24 protein-coding genes are annotated in these 24,528 nt (G+C 45.3%); 13 read left to right on the top strand and 11 right to left on the bottom strand.

What is annotated here, in order from left to right:
• Positions 1-126 precede the first annotated feature (126 nt).
• Positions 127-822, bottom strand: a complete 696-nt coding sequence (locus BIW15_RS15005; protein ID WP_017448627.1) for an NAD(P)H-binding protein — start codon at positions 820-822, stop codon at positions 127-129.
• A gap of 683 nt (positions 823-1,505) precedes the next feature.
• Here BIW15_RS15005 and cobT point away from each other — a divergent pair.
• The 8 genes from cobT (at position 1,506) to btuD (ending at position 9,738) form a co-directional block, all read left to right on the top strand.
• Entirely contained in the window at positions 1,506-2,549 is a 1,044-nt protein-coding gene (gene cobT, locus BIW15_RS15000) for a nicotinate-nucleotide--dimethylbenzimidazole phosphoribosyltransferase (RefSeq protein ID WP_077281234.1), read from the top strand.
• Between the two features lie 44 nt (positions 2,550-2,593).
• Positions 2,594-3,346 carry an adenosylcobinamide-GDP ribazoletransferase gene (locus tag BIW15_RS14995; RefSeq protein ID WP_031776489.1) on the top strand — a complete coding sequence of 251 codons (753 nt, stop codon included), beginning with the start codon at positions 2,594-2,596 and terminating at the stop codon, positions 3,344-3,346.
• Positions 3,343-3,876: a bifunctional adenosylcobinamide kinase/adenosylcobinamide-phosphate guanylyltransferase gene (gene cobU, locus BIW15_RS14990; RefSeq protein WP_005454926.1), complete on the top strand. Its 534-nt coding sequence runs from the start codon at positions 3,343-3,345 to the stop codon at positions 3,874-3,876. Before BIW15_RS14995 ends, cobU begins: the two co-directional genes overlap by 4 nt.
• A gap of 12 nt (positions 3,877-3,888) precedes the next feature.
• Positions 3,889-4,503, top strand: a complete 615-nt coding sequence (cobC, locus tag BIW15_RS14985) for an alpha-ribazole phosphatase (RefSeq protein WP_077281233.1) — start codon at positions 3,889-3,891, stop codon at positions 4,501-4,503.
• Between the two features lie 144 nt (positions 4,504-4,647).
• Positions 4,648-6,447 carry a M3 family oligoendopeptidase gene (locus BIW15_RS14980; protein ID WP_015296608.1) on the top strand — a complete coding sequence of 600 codons (1,800 nt, stop codon included), beginning with the start codon at positions 4,648-4,650 and terminating at the stop codon, positions 6,445-6,447.
• 430 nt (positions 6,448-6,877) lie between these two features.
• Positions 6,878-7,906, top strand: coding sequence for a succinylglutamate desuccinylase (locus BIW15_RS14970; RefSeq protein ID WP_005486687.1), 1,029 nt, complete (start codon positions 6,878-6,880; stop codon positions 7,904-7,906).
• Between the two features lie 82 nt (positions 7,907-7,988).
• Positions 7,989-8,984 carry a vitamin B12 ABC transporter permease BtuC gene (gene btuC / locus BIW15_RS14965; protein WP_025524388.1) on the top strand — a complete coding sequence of 332 codons (996 nt, stop codon included), beginning with the start codon at positions 7,989-7,991 and terminating at the stop codon, positions 8,982-8,984.
• Entirely contained in the window at positions 8,971-9,738 is a 768-nt protein-coding gene (btuD, locus tag BIW15_RS14960; RefSeq protein ID WP_023584289.1) for a vitamin B12 ABC transporter ATP-binding protein BtuD, read from the top strand. Before btuC ends, btuD begins: the two co-directional genes overlap by 14 nt.
• 78 nt (positions 9,739-9,816) lie before the next feature.
• Here btuD and BIW15_RS14955 read toward each other — a convergent pair whose 3' ends face one another.
• From BIW15_RS14955 to BIW15_RS14945, 3 genes are all read right to left on the bottom strand, one after another.
• On the bottom strand, positions 9,817-10,392 hold the full coding sequence (locus BIW15_RS14955) for a nucleoside triphosphate pyrophosphohydrolase family protein (protein ID WP_025499635.1): 576 nt from the start codon (positions 10,390-10,392) through the stop codon (positions 9,817-9,819).
• Between the two features lie 113 nt (positions 10,393-10,505).
• Positions 10,506-11,087 carry a DUF1415 domain-containing protein gene (locus BIW15_RS14950; protein ID WP_025818220.1) on the bottom strand — a complete coding sequence of 194 codons (582 nt, stop codon included), beginning with the start codon at positions 11,085-11,087 and terminating at the stop codon, positions 10,506-10,508.
• Between the two features lie 50 nt (positions 11,088-11,137).
• Entirely contained in the window at positions 11,138-12,361 is a 1,224-nt protein-coding gene (locus BIW15_RS14945) for an MFS transporter (RefSeq protein WP_025634465.1), read from the bottom strand.
• Positions 12,362-12,467: 106 nt separating this feature from the next.
• Here BIW15_RS14945 and BIW15_RS14940 point away from each other — a divergent pair, with 106 nt between their 5' ends.
• Positions 12,468-13,337: a LysR family transcriptional regulator gene (locus BIW15_RS14940; protein ID WP_069498001.1), complete on the top strand. Its 870-nt coding sequence runs from the start codon at positions 12,468-12,470 to the stop codon at positions 13,335-13,337.
• 54 nt (positions 13,338-13,391) lie between these two features.
• Here BIW15_RS14940 and BIW15_RS14935 read toward each other — a convergent pair whose 3' ends face one another.
• Positions 13,392-13,622, bottom strand: coding sequence for a glutaredoxin family protein (locus BIW15_RS14935; RefSeq protein ID WP_005454961.1), 231 nt, complete (start codon positions 13,620-13,622; stop codon positions 13,392-13,394).
• Positions 13,623-13,760: 138 nt separating this feature from the next.
• Here BIW15_RS14935 and BIW15_RS14930 point away from each other — a divergent pair, with 138 nt between their 5' ends.
• Entirely contained in the window at positions 13,761-14,276 is a 516-nt protein-coding gene (locus BIW15_RS14930; protein ID WP_005454903.1) for a M48 family metallopeptidase, read from the top strand.
• Positions 14,263-15,390: a 23S rRNA (adenine(1618)-N(6))-methyltransferase RlmF gene (gene rlmF, locus BIW15_RS14925; protein ID WP_077281231.1), complete on the top strand. Its 1,128-nt coding sequence runs from the start codon at positions 14,263-14,265 to the stop codon at positions 15,388-15,390. Before BIW15_RS14930 ends, rlmF begins: the two co-directional genes overlap by 14 nt.
• A 68-nt stretch (positions 15,391-15,458) precedes the next feature.
• Here rlmF and BIW15_RS14920 read toward each other — a convergent pair whose 3' ends face one another.
• The 6 genes from BIW15_RS14920 to BIW15_RS14895 form a co-directional block, all read right to left on the bottom strand.
• On the bottom strand, positions 15,459-15,779 hold the full coding sequence (locus BIW15_RS14920; RefSeq protein WP_025556058.1) for a hypothetical protein: 321 nt from the start codon (positions 15,777-15,779) through the stop codon (positions 15,459-15,461).
• Between the two features lie 73 nt (positions 15,780-15,852).
• Positions 15,853-17,439: a S41 family peptidase gene (locus BIW15_RS14915; RefSeq protein ID WP_077281230.1), complete on the bottom strand. Its 1,587-nt coding sequence runs from the start codon at positions 17,437-17,439 to the stop codon at positions 15,853-15,855.
• 294 nt (positions 17,440-17,733) lie between these two features.
• Positions 17,734-18,498 (bottom strand): transcriptional regulator, encoded by a 765-nt coding sequence (locus BIW15_RS14910; RefSeq protein WP_077281229.1) that lies wholly within the window; start codon positions 18,496-18,498, stop codon positions 17,734-17,736.
• Positions 18,499-18,522: 24 nt separating this feature from the next.
• Positions 18,523-19,197, bottom strand: coding sequence for a GntR family transcriptional regulator (locus BIW15_RS14905; protein WP_005480641.1), 675 nt, complete (start codon positions 19,195-19,197; stop codon positions 18,523-18,525).
• 167 nt (positions 19,198-19,364) lie between these two features.
• Positions 19,365-20,891: an aldehyde dehydrogenase (NADP(+)) gene (locus tag BIW15_RS14900; protein WP_077281228.1), complete on the bottom strand. Its 1,527-nt coding sequence runs from the start codon at positions 20,889-20,891 to the stop codon at positions 19,365-19,367.
• A gap of 18 nt (positions 20,892-20,909) precedes the next feature.
• Positions 20,910-21,911 (bottom strand): 4-hydroxyproline epimerase, encoded by a 1,002-nt coding sequence (locus BIW15_RS14895; RefSeq protein WP_020903878.1) that lies wholly within the window; start codon positions 21,909-21,911, stop codon positions 20,910-20,912.
• A gap of 110 nt (positions 21,912-22,021) precedes the next feature.
• Between BIW15_RS14895 and BIW15_RS14890 the strand changes: the two genes are divergently transcribed.
• Both BIW15_RS14890 and BIW15_RS14885 read left to right on the top strand, forming a co-directional pair.
• Positions 22,022-23,278 carry an FAD-binding oxidoreductase gene (locus BIW15_RS14890; RefSeq protein ID WP_077281227.1) on the top strand — a complete coding sequence of 419 codons (1,257 nt, stop codon included), beginning with the start codon at positions 22,022-22,024 and terminating at the stop codon, positions 23,276-23,278.
• A 122-nt stretch (positions 23,279-23,400) separates the two neighbouring features.
• Positions 23,401-24,474 (top strand): polyamine ABC transporter substrate-binding protein, encoded by a 1,074-nt coding sequence (locus BIW15_RS14885; RefSeq protein WP_005486727.1) that lies wholly within the window; start codon positions 23,401-23,403, stop codon positions 24,472-24,474.
• The last annotated feature ends 54 nt before the right edge of the window (positions 24,475-24,528 follow it).

Here is a 24,528-nt window from a genome sequence, read left to right as displayed (position 1 = left end):
GTAAGATAACGCTCAGGATATAACTTTAAAAATGACAAACAGGTATTAGATAGATCTAAAATGAATATAAAAATGAGAGATAAATCTCGTGAACTTACTGTTTAGCGTGATTTTTAAGCAAAATGACTAGTCATAATGATGCAGTAGGTCGAGCATTTCTTTTCTTTGTAGATAAACAACCGAATTTTCCTGATAACTGTAAACTTGATAAATCATCGCTTTGGCCACTTCTTCGGCTTTAATCGGCAGAAAGTTAGACAATTTCCCTATCATAAGTGGGCGAATGACTTTGAATAAAGCTTGAACAAGCTTTTCATCACTTCGCGGGTGATCGCGTTCACCAACTAAAGGGCCTGGACGCACAAACACCACTTCATCAAATCCCATTTTTTCAATGTTCTGCTCCATTTGTCCTTTGCAAGCAAGGTAGTGAGAAGGAGAGGAACGGTTGGCACCTAAACTAGACACCACCGCAAGGCGTTTTACGCCGACCATTTTCATTTGCTGTGCGACCGAAGTGACCAGTTCGACATCGACTTTACGTAGGTTTTCTTTACTGCCAGCTTGCTTGAGAGTCGTGCCCAAACAAATGAAACCTATATCGGGCGTTGTTTGATTTTCATTCCATTGATGAATAGTGAGCTCTGCATCAATGATTGGAATGATCTTGTTTGTTGGGTCATAAATGTCTTTAAGTGGGCGTCTGGAGAGGGAGTACAAATGAGAAATACCTGACTGAGCAATGAGGTTTTCGACCACTTTGCTGCCGACTAACCCAGTTGCGCCAGCGATGATTACGCAAGTGTTAACATCGTTTGTCATTGTATGCTTCCTCTTTAGAGAACAGGTGCTTAGGCATTAGTAGCTTATGCCAACACGCTGAAAGAGCAAGAATAAGCCGCAACTCGCCATCAAATTTGTGCAGTGGCGAGCTCGATATCGCATGTTAAAAAAAGACCCGTTATTTACGGGTCTTAGGCTCAGGAGAGTGATAAGGGAATTGAGCGCCGGGTTTTGCGCTGCGGTTTGGGCTTGCTTCTCTTAGCAGGGCGACGACTTTGATTGGCAAACATAATTCTCTCTCCATTTTATTGGGACAAGTTAATTCAAGCATTTGTTGTGCCAATCGTTGAGTTTATTAGGTGTTAGACATGTTATAAATGCTTGGTTTTAGTCACTTTGGTTTGTTTTTTGGTTATAGATTTCAATGATTTGCTTGGTTGTATGGGCTTGGTTTTTTGTGCTGGATACCCAGGTGATATGTATTCGTATCAATTTTCTATTTATGTAAAAACAGCCACCTAGAATCATATTATTGTCAATATGACAGTCAGAATGCTAAAAACATCAGCAAAAAGAGAAAATCAGATGAAATAGAATGAAAGAGGCGTACACTTATTCTCTCATTCGTCGTCAGCCTTTTATCTTGTCTCGTCGTAATGCATACGCAACTGTAGACAACGTTTCTATCGAACGAACACCAATTACTTGAAGGAATACCAAACATGGATTGCTCTTTTTCCGTAGATATTCAAACGCGCATTGATAACAAAACCAAACCCTTAGGTGCTTTAGGGTTGCTAGAAAAAGTCGCATTGCAGTTAGCGTTGATTCAAAGCCAAGATCAAGCACAAGCCGTAGAAGAGATTGTTATTCGCAAGCCAACGATGTTGGTGTTTTCTGGCGACCATGGTGTTGCGAAAGAAGGCATTAGCATCGCACCGAGTGAAGTTACCCAGCAAATGGTTGCGAACTTCCTTGCTGGAGGTGCGGCAATTAACTGCTTTTGCGATGTAAACCAAATCGAATTCAAAGTGATTGACTGCGGTATGCTTGCGCCAATCGAAGTCATGGTTCCTGAGTTTAAATCTCATCCGAATTTAATTGAGCAGCGTTTAGGAAATGGCACTGCCAATTTTTCAAAGCAAGCGGCGATGTCTTCTGAACAAGTAGCGCTTGGTTTGGAATATGGTGCAAGAGTGGCGCAAAGCACCATCTATTCAGGATCTAACTTACTGATGTTTGGCGAGATGGGCATTGGAAATACCAGCTCGGCTTCCGCATTATTGGCTGCACTCAGCCCGCTTGAGGTAAACCACTGTGTTGGTCTTGGTACGGGCATCAACTCAGAGCAGTTGAGCCGAAAGTTAAAGTTGGTTGCTCAAGGGGTAAGTCGTTGTCGAGGTCTAGACGCCAAAGCCGTATTATCGCAAATTGGTGGATTTGAAATCGTACAGATGGTCGGGGCGTTCCTTGAGGCGAAGCGTTTGAAAACGCCAGTGCTTGTCGATGGTTTTATTGTCTCTGTCGCGGCGTATGTTGCCACGTTACTAGACGAAGAAACACGTGACTACATGCTGTTTGCACATCGTTCAGAAGAAAACGGACACAAGTTTGTGTTGGAGTCATTAAAAGCCGAACCTTTGCTGGATTTAGGGCTCCGCCTCGGTGAAGGAACAGGTGCTGCGTTGGCATTGCCGCTATTGAAGGCCGCTGCACAGTTCTATAATAAAATGGCCAGTTTTGAGAGTGCGGGAGTAACGGTTTAGTGTCTGAGTCAAAAAGTTCAAGACAAGCAACGCTACGTTATCAAATGGAGCTATTCCTCTTGGCTGTGAGCTTTTTTAGCCGCTTGCCTGTACCGAGTGACTTACCTTACAGCGAAGAGCGTATGAACCAAGCCGGGCGATATTTTGCCTTGGTTGGTGTGATTCTTGGTGTGCTTTGCGCGCTTGTGTTCTACTTCACTCAACTTATTTTCCCTGATTCCGTTGCTCTTGTATTAACGATGGCGTTCAGCCTGTTGCTCACCGGTGCTTTTCACGAAGATGGTTTGACTGATATGGCGGATGGCATTGGCGGCGGTATGACGGTTGAGCGTCGTCTTTCTATCATGAAGGACAGCCGCATCGGGACTTATGGCGCCGCAACATTAGTGATGGCATTGTTGGCGAAGTTTGTCCTTTGGAGCGAGTTGGTGCATTTGCCTGATTTTTGGCTCGTTATTGTTGTGGCCTACACCACGAGTCGTGCCCTCGCTGCAACGCTAATTTACGACATGCCTTATGTGAGTGACAGTGACACCTCAAAAAGCAAGCCGCTTGCGAACAAGCAGTCCTCGTCTGAAGTTGCCATTTTGCTGTTTACTGCGGGCGTGGCTTCGCTCTTTCTCGGAGTAATGCAGACATCATTTATCGTCATCGTTTTGTTTGCATTTCGATTTGCATTCAAACGTTGGCTGACTAAGCGCATTGGCGGTTTTACTGGCGATTGCTTAGGTGCAGCGCAGCAGCTTTCTGAACTCTTGGTTTACCTTACTCTAATCGCGTTTTATCAAAATATATGAAGCAGTTAATTCTCGGTGGTGCTCGTTCAGGAAAATCGAAACTTGCTGAACAAACCGCAAGACAGTTGTCCGAAAAGCAGAATAAGTCATTACATTATGTCGCTACTGCGTTGCCATTTGATGATGAGATGCGAGAGCGGATTAAGCATCATCAAGCTCAACGTGGGGAAGGGTGGCATGAACACGAATGCCACCTTCGACTTCCTGATTTACTTGCTCATTTTGATGCTAATGACGTTGTATTGGTTGATTGCTTAACGCTGTGGCTGAACAACTGGATTTTTGAGCTAGGTGAAGCCTGCAGTAACGAGTCATTAGAACAAGAGATAGAAAAGCTCACTCAAGCGGTTGAAAATTCTCGCGCGACACTGATTTTTGTCTCTAACGAGGTGGGAATGGGCATCGTGCCGCTGGGTGCTGTGAGCCGCTATTTTGTTGATAATGCAGGGCGCATGAATCAACAGCTTGCTCAAGTATGCTCTCGAGTTACGTTTGTTGCGGCAGGGTTGCCATTGGTTCTTAAAGAATAGGATACGAAGGTAATGAAAACGCTCAATATCTATCTTATGCGTCATGGAAAAGTAGACGCCGCGCCTGGCTTACATGGTCAGACTGATCTCAAAGTGAAAGAGGCCGAGCAGCAGCGAATCGCCATGGCTTGGAAAACCAAAGGATACGACGTAGCGGGGATAATATCGTCGCCGCTTTCTCGTTGTCACGATTTGGCGCAAGTATTAGCTGAGCAACAATTGTTGCCTATGACCACCGAAGACGATCTGCAAGAAATGGACTTTGGTGACTTCGACGGCATGCCATTTGATTTGCTTACTGAACATTGGAAAAAACTCGATGCCTTTTGGCAATCACCCGCTCACCATTCGTTGCCTAATGCCGAGAGCTTAAGCACATTTTCTCAGCGCGTTAGTCGCGCTTGGTCTCAAATCATTAACGATATCAATGACAACTTGTTAATTGTCACGCATGGTGGCGTAATTCGAATAGTTCTCGCTCATGTTTTGGGCGTGGATTGGCGCAATCCTCAATGGTATTCGACATTGGCGATAGGAAATGCCTCAGTCACTCATATAACAATTACTATTGATGACCAAATTTACGCCTCAGTTCGTTCAATAGGCGTGCCTCTTGTAGAAGATTAAAATCAGGCGCTGTTGGCCTTCAACGTGAAACAAATCAAGGAAGAAAAGCAGCCCTAGTCATGGAAGAAATCGGCTTTCTAAATCCTATTTTGTTAGGAGGAAGAGGAAAGACCGATTCGATTACATCAAAAGGAACTCTAAAAAATGACCACTCCTAGTTGGGACTTATCCATCGTTTACAACGACCTTGCCGACCCTCGAATTCAAGACGATATCGCACTTGTTGAGCAATGTATTGACCTGCTGAATAAGCAATCGCAAGATTGTGAAAATGTGGAAGTGATGCAAAATGCCATTCTGACCAACGAAGCAGCAAGTCGCTTGGCGGGCACGGTCTACAACTTCGCCAATTGCTACTCCTCAGTGAACGCTACTAACGCCGAAGCGAAAGCGCTTTCTGGTCGTATGATGCGTATTTTCTCTGAATTGTCTCAAGCGTTTAGTGCTTTTGAACTTACCTTAACGCATGCAGATGATGAGTTCATTGCTCGCGTTCTCGATCACGAAAATCCAGACATCAGCGGTCAAGCTTTCTCTATTATGGAGTCGAGAAAACTGGCAGATACACGCTTGAGTATGGAAGAAGAAAAGCTTTTAGCTGCGATGAGTGTGGACGGAAAATCCGCGTGGGGCAATTTGTACGACAACTTGACGGGTTCGTTAAAGGTTACGTTAGACCATGCTGATGGCACTACTGAAGAGCTCGGTTTCTCCCAAGCTGCAAGTATCCTTTACGGTTCAGAGTTTGACCGCCAAGAAGCGGCATGGCGTGGCGTCCAAAAAGCAATGGAAACGCACCAAGAGTCTTTCGCCGCGATTTTAAATGCACTTGCAGGCTGGCGTTTAACTGAAAACAAAAAGCGCTCGACTAAGCGAGAGGTACACTTTTTAGATCCAAGTTTGTACGGTAGCCGCATTCAATCTGAAACCTTGGCTGCCATGATGAAAGTGGCGAAGGACAGTCGTGATATTGGTCAAAAAGCCGGTAAATTGATGGCGCAAGTGCACGGTTTGGATGAGATGAAACCGTGGAACCACCTTGCTGCAATGCCTGCATTAAGCGGTGATGCTAAAGTCTACGATTTCAATGAAGCAATCGATGTGATTTGCGAAGCGTTTGAAACCGTCAACCCAGAGATGTCTGAGTTTGTGCGTTTAATGGTTCAAAACGGTTGGATAGATGCGGCGCCAAATGCCAATAAACGTTTGGGGGCGTACTGCACTAAGCTACCAGCCACGCGCACACCGTTGGTATTCATGACGTGGAGTGGTAGCCGTTCTGATTTGATGACATTGGCTCACGAACTTGGTCATGCCTTCCATAACTGGGTTATTCGAGATCTGCCGCTTTGCCAAACTTACTACCCAATGACACTGGCAGAAACCGCTTCTATTTTTGCAGAGAATATCGTACGCGATCATTTGATCTCGAAAGCAGAAAGTGTGGACGACAAACTCGAAATGCTTTGGGAAGAGTTGTCTTCTGCGCTGGCGTTAATGATCAATATTCCTGTTCGATACGAGTTTGAAAAAGCATTCTACGAACGTCGTCAGGAGGGAGAATTAACCGCTCAGGATTTCTGTAATCTGATGTCAGAAACGTGGAAAGATTGGTACGGAGACGTGATGAGTGAAGCTGACCCCTATTTTTGGGCGAGCAAGCTGCACTTCTCGATCGCCGATGTGAGTTTCTATAACTATCCGTATCTATTCGGCTTCTTGTTCAGTAAAGGCATTTATGCGCAACGTGAAGCTAAAGGTGAAAACTTCTACATTGATTACGTTAATTTACTGCGTGATACTGGCAACATGATGGCAGAAGAGGTGGTTGAAAAACATCTATCGATGGACTTAACCAAACCAGACTTCTGGCAACAAAGCGTGGAGCTTGTACGCGACAAAGTCGATGAGTTTGAACGCCTACTTGCGCAGCGTAGCCAATAAGAGGTTGAGTTTTGTTGACCCTAGTCGATGAATCTTGCTCGGATAGGGCTTCAGTTCGAACTATTTGGTGGTACTGGCGGTTTCTTTGGTTCGCATAGCCGTTTGCTCATAGAAGCAGTGACAAAGCAAATGACCATGTGTTGTATAAAGAATCCGCACACCGCCGAAAAAATCGGCTCAAAAGGTTAACAGACACTCAAACTTGATCAAATCATAATGATCTTACAGAAGGCTGTGGTAAAGTTCACAGCCCTAACACTTTGTAATTGTTTAAAAAATAAACGCCTCAATGCTTGATTTGAGTGCATGGCGCAAATGGGTATCGGATTTTTGATAAATTTAGCGGTTTCTACTCATAAGTGAGATCGCAGCAACAAAAATCCTTTGTACAATTTATTAACATACCCGCCGTGCTATTAAGGAGTAACGCATGACGAAGTCTCTCTTTCGCCAATCGTTTTTAACTGACACGTTAGATGTTCATATTGATGTAGCGCCAGCGGAGCAGGTGCTATCAAACGGCGTACAACTCAAACTCTATCAGCGTGGTGTGCTAGAAGTCATTCCTGAAAACCCGACTCAGGAAACGAAGAACATCATCATCTCTTGTGGTATTCACGGGGATGAAACCGCACCGATGGAGCTGGTGGATTCGATCATTAAAGACATCGAATCTGGATTCCAGAAAGTCGATGCACGTTGCCTATTCATTATTGCTCACCCTGAGTCAACTCTGGCGCATACACGATTCCTAGAAGAAAACCTCAATCGTCTATTCGATGAAAAAGAGCACGAACCAACGAAAGAACTGGCGATTGCTGATACGCTGAAACTGTTGGTGCGAGATTTCTATCAAGATACAGACCCAAAAACGCGTTGGCACCTGGATTTGCATTGTGCAATTCGTGGTTCGAAACATTATACGTTTGCGGTAAGCCCAAAAACGCGCCACCCAGTTCGCAGCAAAGCGTTGGTGGATTTTCTCGATAGTGCGCATATTGAAGCTGTGTTGTTATCCAATTCACCATCAAGTACGTTCAGTTGGTACAGTGCAGAGAATTACGGTGCACAAGCGCTAACGATGGAGCTTGGCCGCGTCGCCAGAATTGGTGAAAATGCTCTGGACAGATTAACGGCATTTGACTTGGCTCTGCGTAATTTGATTGCAGAAGCTCAGCCAGAGCACTTATCGAAACCGTGTATTAAATATCGCGTAAGTCGCACTATCGTCCGCTTGCATGATGATTTCGATTTCATGTTTGACGACAACGTGGAGAATTTTACTTCGTTTGTTCATGGTGAAGTCTTTGGTCATGATGGCGACAAGCCTCTGATGGCTAAAAATGATAACGAAGCGATTGTCTTCCCAAATCGTCATGTCGCTATTGGTCAACGTGCTGCACTGATGGTTTGTGAAGTGAAAACGCGTTTTGAAGAGGGTGAGTTGGTTTACGATTAATCCAACATTACTCTTAGAAGTTAATTGCAATCTACCGAGGCTTAACTGTAAGGTTAAGCCTCGTTTGTTTTTATCGGCCACTATGGATTTTCAACAACTTATCTTGAACAAGGAGCGACGCTGGCAGCGTAATCTCGTGATTATGTCAGTCGTACTCGTTTTACTCTCTACTATTCATTTGATGGTCGGAGAGGTTTTCCTTTCTCCTTTTCAATCCCTCTCTGTATTTGAGCAAAAGCTATTACTGGATTTGCGTCTGCCAAGATTGGTCGCAGCAGCAATGATAGGAGCTGCATTGGCCGTATCTGGTGCCACACTACAAGTTTTGTTGGGGAATGTGCTGGCAGAGCCGGGCGTGCTTGGCATTTCTGGGGGCGCAAGTTTGGCGATGGTTTTGGTGATGTTTGCATTGCCTGTGCTGCCAACGCCTATGATCTTTATGTTGGCGGCGATAGCTGGCTCGATGTTGTTCACGCTGATATTGGTTGGTATTGCTCGGGCGATGCATCTCACGACAGCGCGTTTACTGTTAGTCGGTGTCGCGTTGGGTATTTTATCCAGTGCCATCGTGACATGGGCTTTTTACTTCAGTGACGATTTAAGTCTACGCCAGCTAATGTACTGGCTTATGGGGAGCATTGGTGGCGCGAGTTGGTATCAGCACACGGTAACATTAGTCATGTTACCTGTTCTAGTTTGGCTATGTTGCCAAGGTAAACCACTCGATAAGTTAATGCTGGGAGAGATTCATGCCACTCAACTCGGTGTCGATGTCCATCAGATGCGCTGGAAGTTGATTTTAGCTATCTCAGTGTTGGTTGGTTGCTCCGTCGCATTAGGTGGCATCATTAGCTTTGTTGGTTTGGTGGTTCCGCATTTGCTGCGATTAGCGTTTGGCACAGAAAACCGTTACTTGTTGCCACTGTCGGCGATATCTGGCGCAGCTTTACTTGTTTTTGCAGATATTGGTGCGCGACTATTGCTGGATTCCGCAGAACTGCCTTTAGGTGTGATGACGACTTCTATCGGTGCGCCTATTTTCATTTGGATGTTGGTGAAGAGTCATGATGCGCGTTAAGCATATAGCGGTTGGAAGTCGTTTACTGCCACTTTCATTTGAATGCAAAGATGGCGAAGTCGTCCACGTTGTCGGACCAAACGGCTCTGGTAAGAGTACGTTACTCGCAGCGATTTCTGGCACATTAACTGGCAGGGACGGAGCGAGCGGTGAAGTTCATGTGGATGACAAGAACTTGCTTACGTTATCTTTGTCGGAACAAGCTCATGTTCGCGGTTACTTATGTCAGCAATCTAGACCTGCATTTAACGTCGATGTTTTTCAATATCTTGCGTTGTCCTTGCCAAGTGGCACTGCGATCACTGATGGTAAAGTTCGTGATGCCGTTAATATGGTGGTCGAGCTCGTCCAACTGCAAGATAAGTTGCACCGCAGCATTCAAACGCTATCAGGAGGCGAGTGGCAACGCGTACGCTTAGCGGGTGTATGCTTACAAGTGTGGAGAACGATAAATCCATACTCGCAGTTGTTGATTTTAGATGAGCCAGCCGCTCCGCTCGACATCGCTCAAGAAGGTTTGTTGTATCAGTTAATCAATGCTATCGCGGCGCAAGGTATTAGCGTGCTCGTGGCGAATCATGATTTGAATCGCACCCTTAAACATGCCGACAAAGTGTTATTGCTCAGTAATGGTGTGTTGCATGCGTCGGGCAGGGCGGATGAGGTGCTTTCCGAGACTGGTCTCGCTGAAGTGTTCAAAACTCAGGTCAGAAAAGTGATGATAGACGAGAGACCGTATTTGATCTTCGATTAGAGCCTAGGTTTGTGCTGATAAAATAAAAACGACCCGTATAAGGTCGTTTTTTTGTTTCTTGAATACTTAATCAAGTATTTATTGAGTTAGCGGTTTTAAGTCCGCTGGACGGTAGTAAACCGACTTGAGCACTTTGCCTTTACGTACGGTTTTGCCTTCAGACACGAAGTCTTCCGCACATTTTGCGATGATGTATTCGCCTTTTTGTACAGCCATCAACTTGATACCTTGCTCTGCGTAGAAGGCTTCGGTCTCAGTATACTCTTGCTCATTGCGGCATACTTTGCTCATGTTGCTTGAATGAACTTCGTCCCAGCAAGGAATAAAGTCGATTCCGCGGTTTACTGCAACGTTCAGTAAAAGATCAATAAGGTAGCTGATCGCTAGGTTATCTTCTACTTTGCTGTGACCAAGGTGAACTAGACGACCCATTAGAACGTAAACGCTGTCTACAATCGCATCGGCTTGTTCAGTTTTACAATCTGCTTCTGCTAGCTCTGTTAGCTCTTCGATCGCCAAAGAGGTGTGTAGTGTGTCTGCTTGTGCATCTAGGCTTGCAGCGTCTGCGACTGGTAGGTCGAACGTACTACGGAACTCGGTGATGTCACGGTATAAGTGATCAAAAATCTCTTGGGTTAGCTTTGACAGTTGCATTCTAATGTCCATTGAATCGATTGAAGGGGCAATGATACCAAACCGCACTTTAATCCCCAAGAGATCAGAATCTAACTGATTAGAAATCGTCTCTTGAGGTTCTAAACTGTGGCTTAACGAAATAGATAAGGGAAGAGCTTTTTACGTTCTTCTTCTGAAAGAGCAGAAACTCGCGCGATGTTTGTGTCGGGAATAGACTCAGGGTCAGGGTAGTGCTTCAACACCTTTTCCATACTCTCTTCTCGTATAAGATGGAAGATTGGGTATGGTGATCGATTGGTTAAGTTCTCGTCATCTTCTGGCGCTGCACCACCGAAGCAATAGTCGGGATGAAAAGTCGCCACTTGGAATATACCTTCCCAATCCTGTTGTTTGATCAGTCCTTCAACCCAATCGATGCAGAAGTTGTAGTCCCAGAAATCTTGCAGCATGTTAGGTACGACGACCAATGTTGTTTCCAGCTTTTCTGGTTCGGTGGTGCTGAGTTCAATAAGTTGCAGCAGAATATCCTCAAGCAGCGCTTCTTCTTGTGTTGCTTCGCTGACAAAAATCTTAATTTGTTTGTTACGCTGCGGCTTTGCAGCGAAAGGACACAAATTCAGACCAATCACGACATCATTAAGCCATTGTTCGACTTGTTGCGTGATCGCCTTAATATCTGTATTCGGTGTTTCTTGTGTTGAGCTCGTTGGCATACGACTTTCTTGCTTTTATGAATTTGGCGCAAGCATAGCAGAGAAGTCGATTAACTTCTTCCCAAGCTTGCTACATCAGTGTTGCTGTCGGTATCTACGCTTTCACAAATGTGTTTTAAATAGGCAATGGCAGCAAACATCACGGCATACAAAACGCTTCCGCCAAGCAGTACGGTTGGCCAACCGCCATGTTGCCAACAGTAGAGCAATAAAAAACCACCTAAACTTCCGCCAACATAGTAGTGCACCAAGTACAAAGCTGTTGCGGTTGCTTTTGCTTGTGTTGCGTTTTGGCCTACCCAGCCGTAAGCCAAAGTATGGGTAAAAAACGCGCCAAAACTAATCAGCAGAAGACCGATAAGCATAGCGGCGAGGCTCTCAAAAGCCGCAATCCACATGCCTGCCATGCTAACCACAGCGCCTAAGAACATACCTAGAATAGAAGAGTAACGTTTGCTCCAATGCCCTGCGCATCGAGAAGAAAAAGTTCCTCCCAGATAACAGATGAATATCAACGATGCCAGACCGACCGGAACGTTATGCGGCGCACTAACTAAGCGAAACCCCATTACGGAGTAAAGATTGACGAACAACGCAAAGTTAAGGCCGCCGATGAGCATTGCAAACCAAACCCGCTGATTTCGGAAGTGGCCAATAATGGCGCGATTTTGGTGTCTTAAGCTGCTGGATGAAGGTGTGAAGTTGCGCTGCTTTGGCAATAAGTAGTGCACGCAGATTACGCCAATCAGTGTTACAACCATCATGACTTCGATGGCGACATCGACACTAAAGTTATCCGCCAACAAACCGCCGCTAATACGTCCTGCGATGCCACCTAATGAGTTTGCTGCAATGTAAGTACCAATGGCCATTGAAAATGCGTGCTTATCAAGTTCTTCTGCCATGTATGCGACGGCAACAGCGGCAAATGCGGCTAAAGCGATTCCGATTAATGCTCGGCATGCCACTAAAAATATAAATGAGTCTCCGAGTAGCATCAACGCAGAAATGGCAGGAATAGAGAACAAGCCAACCATCATCACTGGCTTACGACCAATGGATTCGGACAAGACCGCCATTGGCACCAAACTGAATGAAAGCGCTAACGTTGAGGCAGCAAACAACCAGTTAACCTGCGTTTCTGAAATGGAAAACAGCGTTGCGAAGGTCGGCAGCATAGGTTGTAAAAGGTATAGGTTAGAAAAAACCAAAAAAGAGCCAAGCGCCAGAGATAGCGTAATGCGTTTGTATTCCGGAGTACCAAAGCTGACCATGTTTCCTGCCTGATAGGAGCAATAAAGGAGATTGTGATCAATCTATCAGTTGGATATGGATTAAAAAAATATATTAAAAATATGGATACGATATATTTTTGATCTTATGGAATCGAAACAACTGAAACATTTTCTGGCTGTTGCTGAGCATGGCAATGTCACTCACGCAGCTAAGGCACTTCATATCGCGCAACCAGCGTTAAGCATTTCGATAAAAAAATTCGAACAGTCACTCGGCGTGACGTTGTTTCGTCGTGAAGATAAGAAAATCAGCCTAACGAAAGAGGGGGAAACCTTACTCATTCACGCGCAGCGAGTGATTCAACAACTGCACGACGCGCAATTAGCGATTGATGAACTAAAAGGTTTAGCAAAAGGAGAAGTGCGCCTTGGCACGCCTTCTATGATGGGGAGTTACTTCTTCCCGAGAATCGTGATGGCGTTTAAGAGCCAGTTTCCTGATCTAAAACTGACGCTTGTTGAGGCTGGCACGCAATCTATTCGTCGAATGTTGCTCAATGGACAACTCGATATCGGCGTGATCAGCTGTGACGATGTACCCGAAGATCTAGAAACGGACCATTTGTTCAGCAGCCAAATGGTGGCCGTTGTTGCTCCCGAGCATGAGCTAGCGCAGCGCGAAGCCATAACGTTTGATGAATTTTTCGAGCATGAATTGGTGATGTTCCAACACGGATATTTTCATCGAGAATTTTTAGACCATGTCAGTGAAGAGCACGGTTTCAGCATGAAATCTTCCTTTGAAACCAACTTGCTGCCGCTGATATTGAGCATCGTCAGGCAGGAGTTTGCCATTACGGCCCTGCTCGAGCTTGTTACTCAAAACGAGAAGGGGGTTTTTGGCATTCCGTTTCATCCACCAGTAACGCTCGATTTGGCACTAGCTTGGCGGAAAGAAGGGTATTTATCTATCGCAGATCGGACGTTTATTGATTTTGTGAAACGTTACGTCTGATACAAAAAGAGCTTCTTAATTCAGAAGCTCTTGTCACTATCCATTTATAGGCGATTAACTGCCACTGTACATCTTTTCGAAGTTCTTCGGATTCCAACCGATCATTACTCGGTCACCAATCTTCAATACAGGTACAGAGCGAGCACCAAGTGCATCAAGCTCTTTACGACCGCGTTGCATCTTTGCGTTACAAAGGCGGTAATTAATGTTTTTCGAATCAAGATAACGTTGAGCATCTTTGCAGTGAGGGCATTTGTCTTTGACGTAAAGAACGACACGTTTCATTGAATTTCTCTCCATTATCATTGGGAGGCGAAGTTTAACGACCTTTCTATACAAATGAAAGACGAAAGCCAAGGTGAAACTGTCCTTTATCTCAGGTATATTTAGCGCCTTTATTTTGTCATAGCAGACTTAACACTCATGCATCCGTCACTTCGATACATTCAAGGCTATCCTCAGAACATCGTTGAGCAGGTGAGCTCATTGGTCGACAATGGAAAACTGATCCCTTGGTTCGAAAAGCGCTATCCAGATAGACACCAAATCAAAAGCGAGAAGGCTCTCTACGAGTATGCAATAGCGATTAAAAACCGCTATATGAAGAAAGCCTCACCAATCAGTAAAGTAGTCTACGATAAGAAAATTCATGCGGTGAACAACGCGCTTGGGCTTCATAGTGTGATTAGCCGAAATCATGGCGGGAAGCTTAAGTCAAAAAACGAAATTCGTATTGCAAACGTTTTCAAAGACGCGCCGGAGGCATTATTGCGAATGTTAGTGGTGCATGAGCTGGCTCATACTCGCGAGAAGAATCACGATAAAGCGTTTTACCAACTGTGTTGTTACATGGAACCTGAGTATCACCAACTCGAATTTGATGCTCGTCTGTTTATGATTTACCTCGATTTAAAAGCGAATTCGAATGAAGAACAATAGCCACAACGCGAAACAGGCTCCGTCTAAAGCAGCTAAACCAAAGCATGATAACGACGTTAACAAGGCCAAGCCGAAGCGTGTAAAAAAGAAAGCAGCAGTGAAAGCGAAACTATCGGCAGAAAAGAGCGATGTGGATTTTATCAAGATTGCTAAAAGTGGCTTGCATGAAAGTAATGCGCATCGTGGTCGCTATGATTTCAAAAAGCTAATCGCCAGTGAGCCTGCGCTGGCATCGTTTGTTATCAAGAATCCTAAAGGCGAGGATTCAATCAACTTCTCTGATCCGAATGCAGTGAAAATGCTGAACAAAGCACTTCTCGCGGCGTATTACGACATTAATTTTTGGGATATTCCTGAGCACTATTTATGTCCGCCAATTCCGGGCCGCGCGGACTACATTCACCGCGTTGCCGAACTGCTTGATGGTGAAGTCAAAGGAAAATACCGTCATCAGAACGTACGCGCGCTGGATGTGGGTGTTGGAGCAAACTGTATTTATCCGATCGTCGGTGTTACTCAATATGGCTGGCACTATACGGGCAGCGATGTTGATCCGAAATCCATAGACTCCGCAGCCAATATCGTTGAACGCAACGTCGCGTTAAACGGAAAAATTGAACTCGTACAACAAATGAGCGAGTCACACATCTATCGCGGTGTAATTCAGCCAAATGATCGCTTTGATGTGACGACCTGTAACCCGCCGTTTCATCGTTCAGCAGAAGATGCGGCGATGGGCAGTCAGCGTAAACTCGACAACCTAAAAGCAAACCAGCGAAAAAAAGGGGTCAAGTCGCAAAATAGCCCAGTGAAGCAGGGCAAGCCAACGTTGAACTTTGGTGGTCAAAACGCCGAGCTTTGGTGTGAAGGTGGGGAAGCGGCGTTTATTCGTCGAATGGCCAATGAAAGCCAAGCATTTAGCTCTCAAGTGCTGTGGTTTACGACGTTGATTTCGAAAAAAGACAACGTGCGTCCGACGCGTAAGCAGCTAGAAAAGCTGGGAGTTAAAGCGATTCGTGTGGTGGAAATGAGCCAAGGCCAAAAGATCAGTCGTTTTATGGCTTGGTCATTCATGGACAAGCAGCAAAGAAAGACTTGGCTTGAGCTGAAATAATTTTATCTAGTTGTATTTGTTCAGCAGAATAGATAAGAAAAGCCCGCAGTTTTTAGCGGGCTTTTTGATCAACGTTTGGTGACTGGTTCACAATTCAGTGCTGTTAGTCGCACAAACTGGTCTGTTTTCGCGTGGAACAGCCCGCAGGTTGTACCGCGAATCTGCAATGTGTACTGGTCAGGAAAATCGGTATAGCTACCGTCTAGTAGCACGTTATCCTTGCCTTTAACTCTGCCTTTCTCAATCAACAAGTGCGGAGACGATTCAAATACGTTGCTTGCGATTCTTGGTGCTGGCGTACCTTGAATTTGTGCAATCGCAGCTTGTACTTCCTTTACGGCCTCCGGCGTGGTTTTAGTGCTTAAGGCTTCAACAGGTTCTCGTGACATTGCTTCACACCCCAAAATCGGTAGTGTTAGTCCAAGACAAGCACAAAGTCTTATAGCTGTTGCGCGCCTTGATCTAGTTGATCTCAACATGTATAGCCTCTGTTCTTAGTGGTGAACGGTGATCCTTAAGTGCTGGAGAGTCGCTGTTAAGTGGCATTGTGTTGAAACTCGCAGGCGACACTTGTGGACAAGTTCCTGTATCCATGTAGTTGAGTGCGGCAGATAGCATGCGCTCGGATGTATCGCCTAGCGGCTTCGTTAGGTCGTCATCTACCCAACAACCTTCAACTCGATTATCTAAACCAAGGCTGCTGCTAATTTGGCTCTTAGGTGTTGGAACAAAACCGTCGGCAAAGTCGCCAAATTGTTTTTCGTTCGCAGATTTAAACTGAATCGTGTAGTACATGGTGCCACAGTTCTGCTCGGGTGCGAATCCATAAGGTTTACCCATTGTGGTTGAGCCAATTTGGATAACATTAACATCAATACCGCGCAGTGCATTCATCAGTAATTCACTTGAAGAGGCAGTACCGCCAGAGGTCAGCACATAAACTTGCTGCTTGCCTAGAGTAGGCAACACTTGGTCTGAGAACTTGCCTGCTGCCCAGTCGATGGCTACGTTAGTAAATGGGTATACATTGTCGCCATTAGGTATGGTTTTCATGATCTTATCGTTGTGAATAAGCTCACTAAAGACACGATTTTTATCCGCGCCGCTGAGCATGTATCCAACTTGAGAAGATTGCAGCACTAAACCGCCGCCGTTGTATCGTAAATCGATAACAATTTCATCAACCAGAGCTTCTGCCAATTTATTAAAGGTGTTAATGAGCGGTGTTTGTGCACTTGGCTCGAACGAGTTGTATTGCAGGTAACCGACTTTTTTACCGTTGTGCTCGATGACTTTCGCATTACGAACCGGAGAAGTCGCAACATCTGCGGCTTTCAGTATTACTGACTTTCTGTATCCATCTACGGTTTCAAATGTAAACGAATACTCTTTATTTATTTCTGGACTAAATAGCGTGGTATTAATCGTGTTAATTTCTGCGTTGTTTGAAGTATTAACCACATCGATTGAGCCAATCTTTATTAACTTATCTCCACGAACAATACCGTTTAATGCGGCTGGAGAGTTGTCTTCCGTATAAGAAATACGAACGTCTCGAGGCTCTGTCGCTTGAATGAACGACCAATTAAATCCAAACCCAGCAACCAATCCCGATTGTGAGGATTTCATTTCATCATCATAAGGAATAGCGAAGTGAAAGCGATCTTTCGTTTTTCCAGTTGCAGTTGTTTCAGAAGTCACGAGTGAGTGGAAATAAGCAATGACACTGCTGTAAAAGCTTGGGTTTCTATCCGGTACTTCATCGTACCAAAGGTAAGTTTCATTGGTAAAAGCACGTAAAAAGAGTTTTTCTTGCAACGCTGAACCGGCTTTGTCTGGGTATGGTTGGTAACCCGCGTACGGATCTAAGCCCGTTCTTGGCGTTTCACATCGGTTGGCAAATTCGTTAGAGGTTTTGCTGTAATCGCCTTGCGTCCATGCCGAATTGGTTGACGTATTGATGGATGGAGAAGCGCCGTCGCTACCACCGCCACAGCCTTGTAATAACGCTAGAGTAACTGCCGTTGCAATAGAATACTGAAATTTCATATTTGTATGTCCCTACAAGTGATGATTTTATAATTATTTAATCTGTTTGTTTTTATTTCCTTAGCATTGATGAATGTATAAATTTCAACTGTTTATACGCAAATTTATATTTAAATATTGTGATAGGTTTAACGGAAGGTAGGTTAGTGTTTTAGCAGTATATTTATATGTGGATATTTAAATAACGTGTTTTAACAGAATTTAATGTCAATTAAATGGGTTGGTTTGACCAAGTATACTGACTTGTTCAATTTATTTTAAGTTTGGAATTAATATTGGTATGTGCGATTTAATTTAAACACGTTGATTGAGCTGAGAAACATACTTTAATAAATTCCCATCAATATTAGGTAATCCGTCAGAGAAAAATATTTGTGTTCCTGGAGTGCAACGCATTAAAACGTTAGTTAACTCGCCATCTTGGTTGGAGGTATTGAGCGCATTGAACTTGACCAGTTTATTGTAAACATCATCTTCTAACTGCAATCGCTGCGCTTCGGTCAGACGAATACGACCAATACAAATACCGGGGCTGACTTCATGCGAAAGTGATTCTTTCTGAAAACGTTCACGAAATAGAGAGTCGAGAGCTGAGCCTTCTTCCATCAAAAATCGGCGGCCGGAGCGATAAAACAAACCATCACCAAAATCCTCCACATAACCGAGAATCTCAGCAATGCGGAGATAAAAACGCAGGCTTGTCTCTGTTAGGTTGTACATTTCCGCAATCTTTTTCGGCTCAAGATTTCGAGATGTCACCATATAGATGAAGTCGAGGAGGTAGGGGTGTTCGAGAAAGAGTGCACTTTGTTCATCCGTCAGCATTTGTTCGTTTTCATGCTGGAGTTGATTGGCTAAATTGGCTAGCTCGATGAGGTCAGTATTTAGGTAGTTTAGGTAGAGGAGAATTTTATCCAATCCGAGAGAGGGATTGTGAAGGTGTCGTTTAATACTCGAGAGAGGAATGCCACTTTTCTCTGATAAAGAGCTGTAACACAGCCCTTCATCTTTTATTTTTTGTCGCAGCGCCGCCAACAGAAATTTAGGTCCAACATTCATCCGTGATTCCCCTAAGTTATCTGTTTAGTTATTTGGGCTCTGTCTTTCTAACAGCAAGTTACGAATAGCTGTACCTGCTTCTAGAATGTGTTTTTTCAACAGATATTTTGCGCCATCAATATCTCTGTTCTGGCACATTTCAAACAAGGTCAAATGTTCTTGTTCCGCTTTTTTAATGCCAGTGGTGAACAACAACTGCATACGAATGTAGCGATCGCATTTGGTATTTAAGTTGTAAATCACATCCATGGTTTCTGGCATGTTGGCAGGTGCGTATAACGCTTTGTGGAATTCGTAGTTATAGTTACTCCATTCTTCCACTTCGTCGCCACTATTTACCACCGCTTCGAAACGTTCACGAACTTCACGAGCGCGTTCTAGATCTTCATCCGTCATGTTTTGAATCGCACGTTCCAGAATGTGGCATTCCACAACCGCACGCAGTTCAAATAGCTCATCGATTTTATCTGGAGACAGTTCAGTCACTGTCGCGCCTTTATGTGGCTCGAAACTGACTAAACCCTGCGCTTCCAATTGTACTAGTGCTTCACGCACAGGAATTCGGCTGACATTGAACTCTTTTGCTAACGCATCCTGACGTAAAGGCTGACCAGTTTTTAACTCGCCCTTCAGGATCTGAGTTCGAATTGCTTCTTCAACGAGCTGAGTACGCGTCTTAAAAACAGGTTTTTGTGACATTGAAGGCTCCCCTCAAAAATAAATATTGTATCCAATCCATTTAACTCTAGTAGTTTATTGTTTTTCCGGCTTAAGCCAACTACGAAATAAGGTTTTGAGAAGTAGAGTGAATTAAAAGGCACCAACTGGTGCCTTTTTGAACCATTTAGCTAAGTGTATGTTGCCTGTTATGATGTTTTACCGTCGATAGCGCGTTGGATGTTTAACGGGTTAGACGTTTTTAATGAATCGGGCAACAAGCTTTCTGGCAACGCTTGGTAAGCGACCGGGCGTAACCAACGGTGAATGGCCTCTGCTCCGACAGAGGTTGATGCCGCATGGGTCGACGCAGGATACGGCCCACCATGAACCATCGCATAACCAACCTCTACGCCAGTTGGCCAGCCATTGAACACTAGGCGTCCGGCAATTTCTTCCAGGCATGGAATCAACTGCTCAGCGAGTGGGGCATCTGTTTCAGTCGCGTGGATGGTAGCGGTGAGGGTGCCGCTCAGTGTTTCACTTAGATCGAGTAAGTCCTCGAAGTCCTTACAGATAACAATCACTGATTGAGGGCCGAAAATCTCTTCTTCCCATTCTGGGTTTGTGCGCCAGTTTTGGCTGTCGGTGACAAACAGCGCAGAGGCGACATTTGGAGAATCAGCCTGAGAGTAAGTCACGTTAATACCCTGATCAGCGGCCCGCTTTACGACTTCGTTCTCATAGGTTTCTCGGATACCTTGAGTGAGAAGCGTAGAAGGGAACTGTTGACGAATCAAAGCCTGAGCGGTTTCGATAAAGGCTTGTGTTTCTGGAGTATTCAACGCGAACACTACTCCCGGTTTTGTACAAAACTGGCCGCAACCCATGGTCATTGATGCGACAAACTGCTCGGCAAGTGAAGCGTTGTTCTTCATCGCTTCTGGGAGAATAAAGGTTGGGTTAATGGCGCCGAGTTCTCCATAAAAAGGGATCGGCTCAGGTCTCTGTTGAGCAAGGTTGAATAAGGCACGCCCTCCACTAACTGAGCCTGTGAACCCAACGGCTTTAATCTTTGGATGTGTCACTAACGCTTGGCCAAGTTCACGTTTGTTACCTTGAAGCAAAGTAAAAATAGCTGAAGGCAGGTCTTCTTTATTCAGTGCGTTTTCAATACATTCGGCGACGATTTGGCTCGTTCCCGGATGCGCGGTATGACCTTTAACAATAACCGGACAGCCAGCCGCTAGTGCAGATGCGGTATCGCCACCCGCGGCTGAGAATGCCAGCGGAAAGTTCGAAGCACCAAAGACGGCGACAGGGCCAATGGCAATTTGTTGGCGACGAATGTCAGGCTTTGGTAGAGGTTGGCGTTCAGGATTTGGTGTATCGAAGATGGCTTGATGATAACTGCCAGATTTTACAACCTCTGCGAACAATCGTAGCTGGTTAGCCGTTCTGCCGACTTCCCCCTCTAAACGTGCCTGTGGAAGCGCTGTTTCTAAATGCGCACACGCGACAATATCTTCACGTCTTGCTTCTAACTCTGACGCAATAGAGCAGAGTAGGTTGGCGCGCTTTTCGTTGCTGAGTCGGCGAAAGCTGCGTGCAACTTTGGCTGCAGCTTCTGCAGCTTGGTTAACTTCCATCTCTCCATGAACGGGGAACGCCGTCGTTAATCGTTCACCGGTAAAGGCGTTGGTGGCGTAAAACACCTGTGAGTTTTGCGAATTCATTGTTCTTCCTTACTGTCCTTATTTCACTTCAAATCCGTACGCGTACGGGTCTTCGTCATCGACCCAAATGGTGTTGTGGCCATACACTTGTGCCCAACCTTCAATGCTCGGCAAAATCGCCGTTTGCCCGTTTACTTCGGTGATACCCTCAATACGGCCGTTAAATAGGCTGCCGATGATGCTTTCATGCACGAAATCTTCGCCTGATTTGAGTTTTCCTTTCGCGTGCCATTGCGCCATGCGTGCACTCGTGCCTGTTCCACATGGCGAGCGGTCGAGTGCCTTATCGCCATAAAAAACGGCATTGCGAGCCGTTGCGCCGTCTTGCGTTGGTTTCCCTGTCCAAAGTACATGGGAAACGCCGCAAACCGTGGGATCATTTGGATGGATGCATTCCACTGCATTAGAAACGGCGGTGCGCACTTTGGGGGAGAGCATTAAAATCTCATCAGGGGAGTAGTGCTCGAGTCCCGCATAATTTTCTTGTGGATCAACAATGACGTAGTAGTTGCCGCCGTAAGCGACATCTACGGTGATTTCTCCCAAACCTTCGATTTCAACCGTGACATCTTGATGCGCAAGATAAGCTGGAACATTAAAAATCTTTACTGACGTGACCTTGTCACCTTTGGTTTGGTAGTGGACTTCTATTTGGCCGGCTGGCACGTCGAGGATCAAACGTCCTTCCTCTTTCGGCGTAATCAAACGATTTTCGATGGCGGTGGTCACGGTACCAATGGTGCCGTGTCCACACATAGGCAGGCAGCCGCTGGTTTCAATAAAAAGGATGGAAGCATCTGCATTGTCGCTGCAAGGCGGTAAAACAACGGAGCCCGACATCATTGAATGGCCACGCGGTTCAAACATCAGTGCTTGTCGAATCCAATCATAATGCTCTAAGAAATACTGACGCTTTTCACTCATCGTGTTGCCCTCAAGTGGTGGAACACCACCAGCCACCAATCTCACTGGGTTTCCACAGGTATGGGCATCGATACAGAAAAAGGTTCCTTGTCTCATTTTTCTCTCCTTGCTGAAGAAATGGGTTGAATCGAACGAGCTTGATGTTATCGTAATGTAAAATATATTGTATACAATCTGCTTTTTCAAATGTGACTTGGAGCATATTCATGTTGGGTAAGGAAGAACTCAGAAATCAAAGCATCGCGGTTATAGGGGCGGGAATCATCGGTTTATCGATTGGCTTAAAACTGCAACAGCAGGGGTATCGCGTCACCATTTTTGATCCGAATGGAGTGGGCAATGGGTGCTCGAAAGGTAATGCCGGGCACATCGCGACCGAGCAAGTTTTTCCTCTTGCCACGCCGGCCTTGATCCCTCAATTACCTAAGATGTTATTGAGTTCGACAAGTCCAGTTTCTATTCGTTGGCAAGACTTGCCCAATACCGTAGGGTGGATGACACGCTTTTTATTGAAAGCGAAACCTTCAGCGGCAAAAGCTTCCACGCAGGCGATAACAGGCCTTAACACGCGAGCCGTTCAGAGTTGGAATCTGCTATTAGATTCGATCGGAAAAAGTGGGCTGATTAAGATGGATGGTTCACTGCTGACGTTTGAAAGCGAAAGCTTGTTTGAAGGTTATCAAAGTACGCTTGATGCGTTAGCGGAACAAGGTGTTCGGTACGAGATTTGGACGCAAAACGAAATCCGACGTCGGCTTCCTGAACTCAGCAGAAAGGTTCGGTTTGGCGTCTTTTTCCCAGAAACAGGACATACAATAAACCCTTATGCACTCTGCGTTGAGCTAAGTAATGCATTTGAAAAACTCGGAGGTTCACTTGTCCATGAAGAAGTAGACTCAGTAAGTAAAAACGGCGATGTCTTGGTCAATACTCAGCGAATGTCTTTTGACAAAATTGTGGTCGCAGCGGGTGTTCATTCTAAAGCTTTGGTTCGCCAGTTAACCGGTGTGAATGTCCCGATACAAGCTGAGCGAGGCTACCATCTCATGATGAATGACAAGCGTGAGTCATTGCCGTTTCCTATCAGTTCTGCGGACAGAAAGTTCATTATGACGCCCATGTTTGAAGGCTTACGTTTGGCGGGAACGGTCGAGTATGCCGATGTGAAATCGCCACCAAACATGAAGCGCGCAGAGATGTTGTATCAGCAGGGGAACGCGATGTTTGAGTCCGGTTTAAATCCGTTGAAACAGCAGGAAAAGTGGATGGGAAATCGACCTTCAACAATCGACTCGTTGCCGGTAATCGACCAGTGTTTTAATGGCAAGGTATTACTGGCATTTGGTCATCAGCACTTGGGATTGACTCAAGCGGCGATCACTGCAGACCTAATCTCTGAGCTCGTTGCAGATAAGCCAACATCGGTGAATATTGCGCCGTTCACACTACAGCGATTTGCCTAAAAAATTTTAAAATTAAATATTGTATAAAATATATTTAATGCTAATGTTAACGAAAATTTAACAAATGTGGTGTCCAACAGCCGTAACGGATACCTCCAGAAAAACAACCAAAGGAGTAAACCATGTCACGAATGACGAAAACACCACTGGTGATGTTGATTTCAGGAATGCTGTTGGGTACCTCGGCATACGCTGAAGATAAACTAACGGTCGTCTCATGGGGTGGCGCGTTCACCAAAAGCCAAGTAGAGGCTTACCACAAACCATTCATCCAAAAGACTGGTGTTGAGATCGTATCGGAGGATTTCAGTGGCGGTTTGGCGGAGATTAAAGCGCAAGTAGAAGCAAACAACGTGCGTTGGGATTTGGTCTCGCTGGATAAACCAGACATTGTTCGAGGCTGCGCGGAAGGGCTTTTGGAACCTGTCAACCCGAGTATTCTGCCTCCCGGCGCTGACGGGACACCAGCAAAAGAGGATTTCATCGATGGGGCGATCCACGAGTGTGCGATTAACACCATCGTCGTATCGACCGTCTTGGCAGTGAACGAGGATGCTTTCAAAGGTAAAGCGGCACCAACCAAGTTGACGGACCTTTTTGACTTAACAAACTTTCCCGGTCGACGAGCGCTACAAAAGCAACCTCAAGGTAACCTTGAATGGGCATTATTGGCCGATGGCGTTAAACCCGACGAAGTTTACCGCCTACTAGAAACTGAAGAGGGGCGAGCACGCGCCTTTGCCAAACTCGACACCATCAAACCGCAAGTGCTTTGGTGGACGACAGGTGCGCAGCCACCACAAATGTTGGCAGATAAAGAAGTGGTAATCGCGTCTGCTTTCAATGGCCGGATACACAACGCGCGTAAAGATGAAGGCCAACCATTTCGCATCATTTGGGATCACCAAATGGGTTACATGAACGGCTGGGCTATTCCTAAAGGAAGCGCGAATACCAAACTTGCCCTCGATTTCATTGCTTTTTCTTCGGGTACTAAGCCTTTGGCAGATCAAGCTAAATACGTCGCGTATGGCCCGACTCGTAAGTCTTCTTCCGCAGAAGTAAGCCCAGAGATTCTGGCGAACCTGCCGACCGCGCCTCAGAACTTTAAAACGGCGTTTTTGATTAACGACGAATGGTGGTCTGATTATGCCGATGAGTTGAATGAAGAGTTCAATACTTGGCTGCTTAATTAGGCGTTAACTGTAGGGGCTTATTTCTCGATTGATGAGTTAAACCCCACATTGGAA

Source organism: Vibrio sp. SALL6 (assembly GCF_002002385.1).
GTDB lineage: Bacteria > Pseudomonadota > Gammaproteobacteria > Enterobacterales > Vibrionaceae > Vibrio > Vibrio parahaemolyticus.
This window is presented reverse-complemented; position numbering and strand designations above follow the sequence as displayed.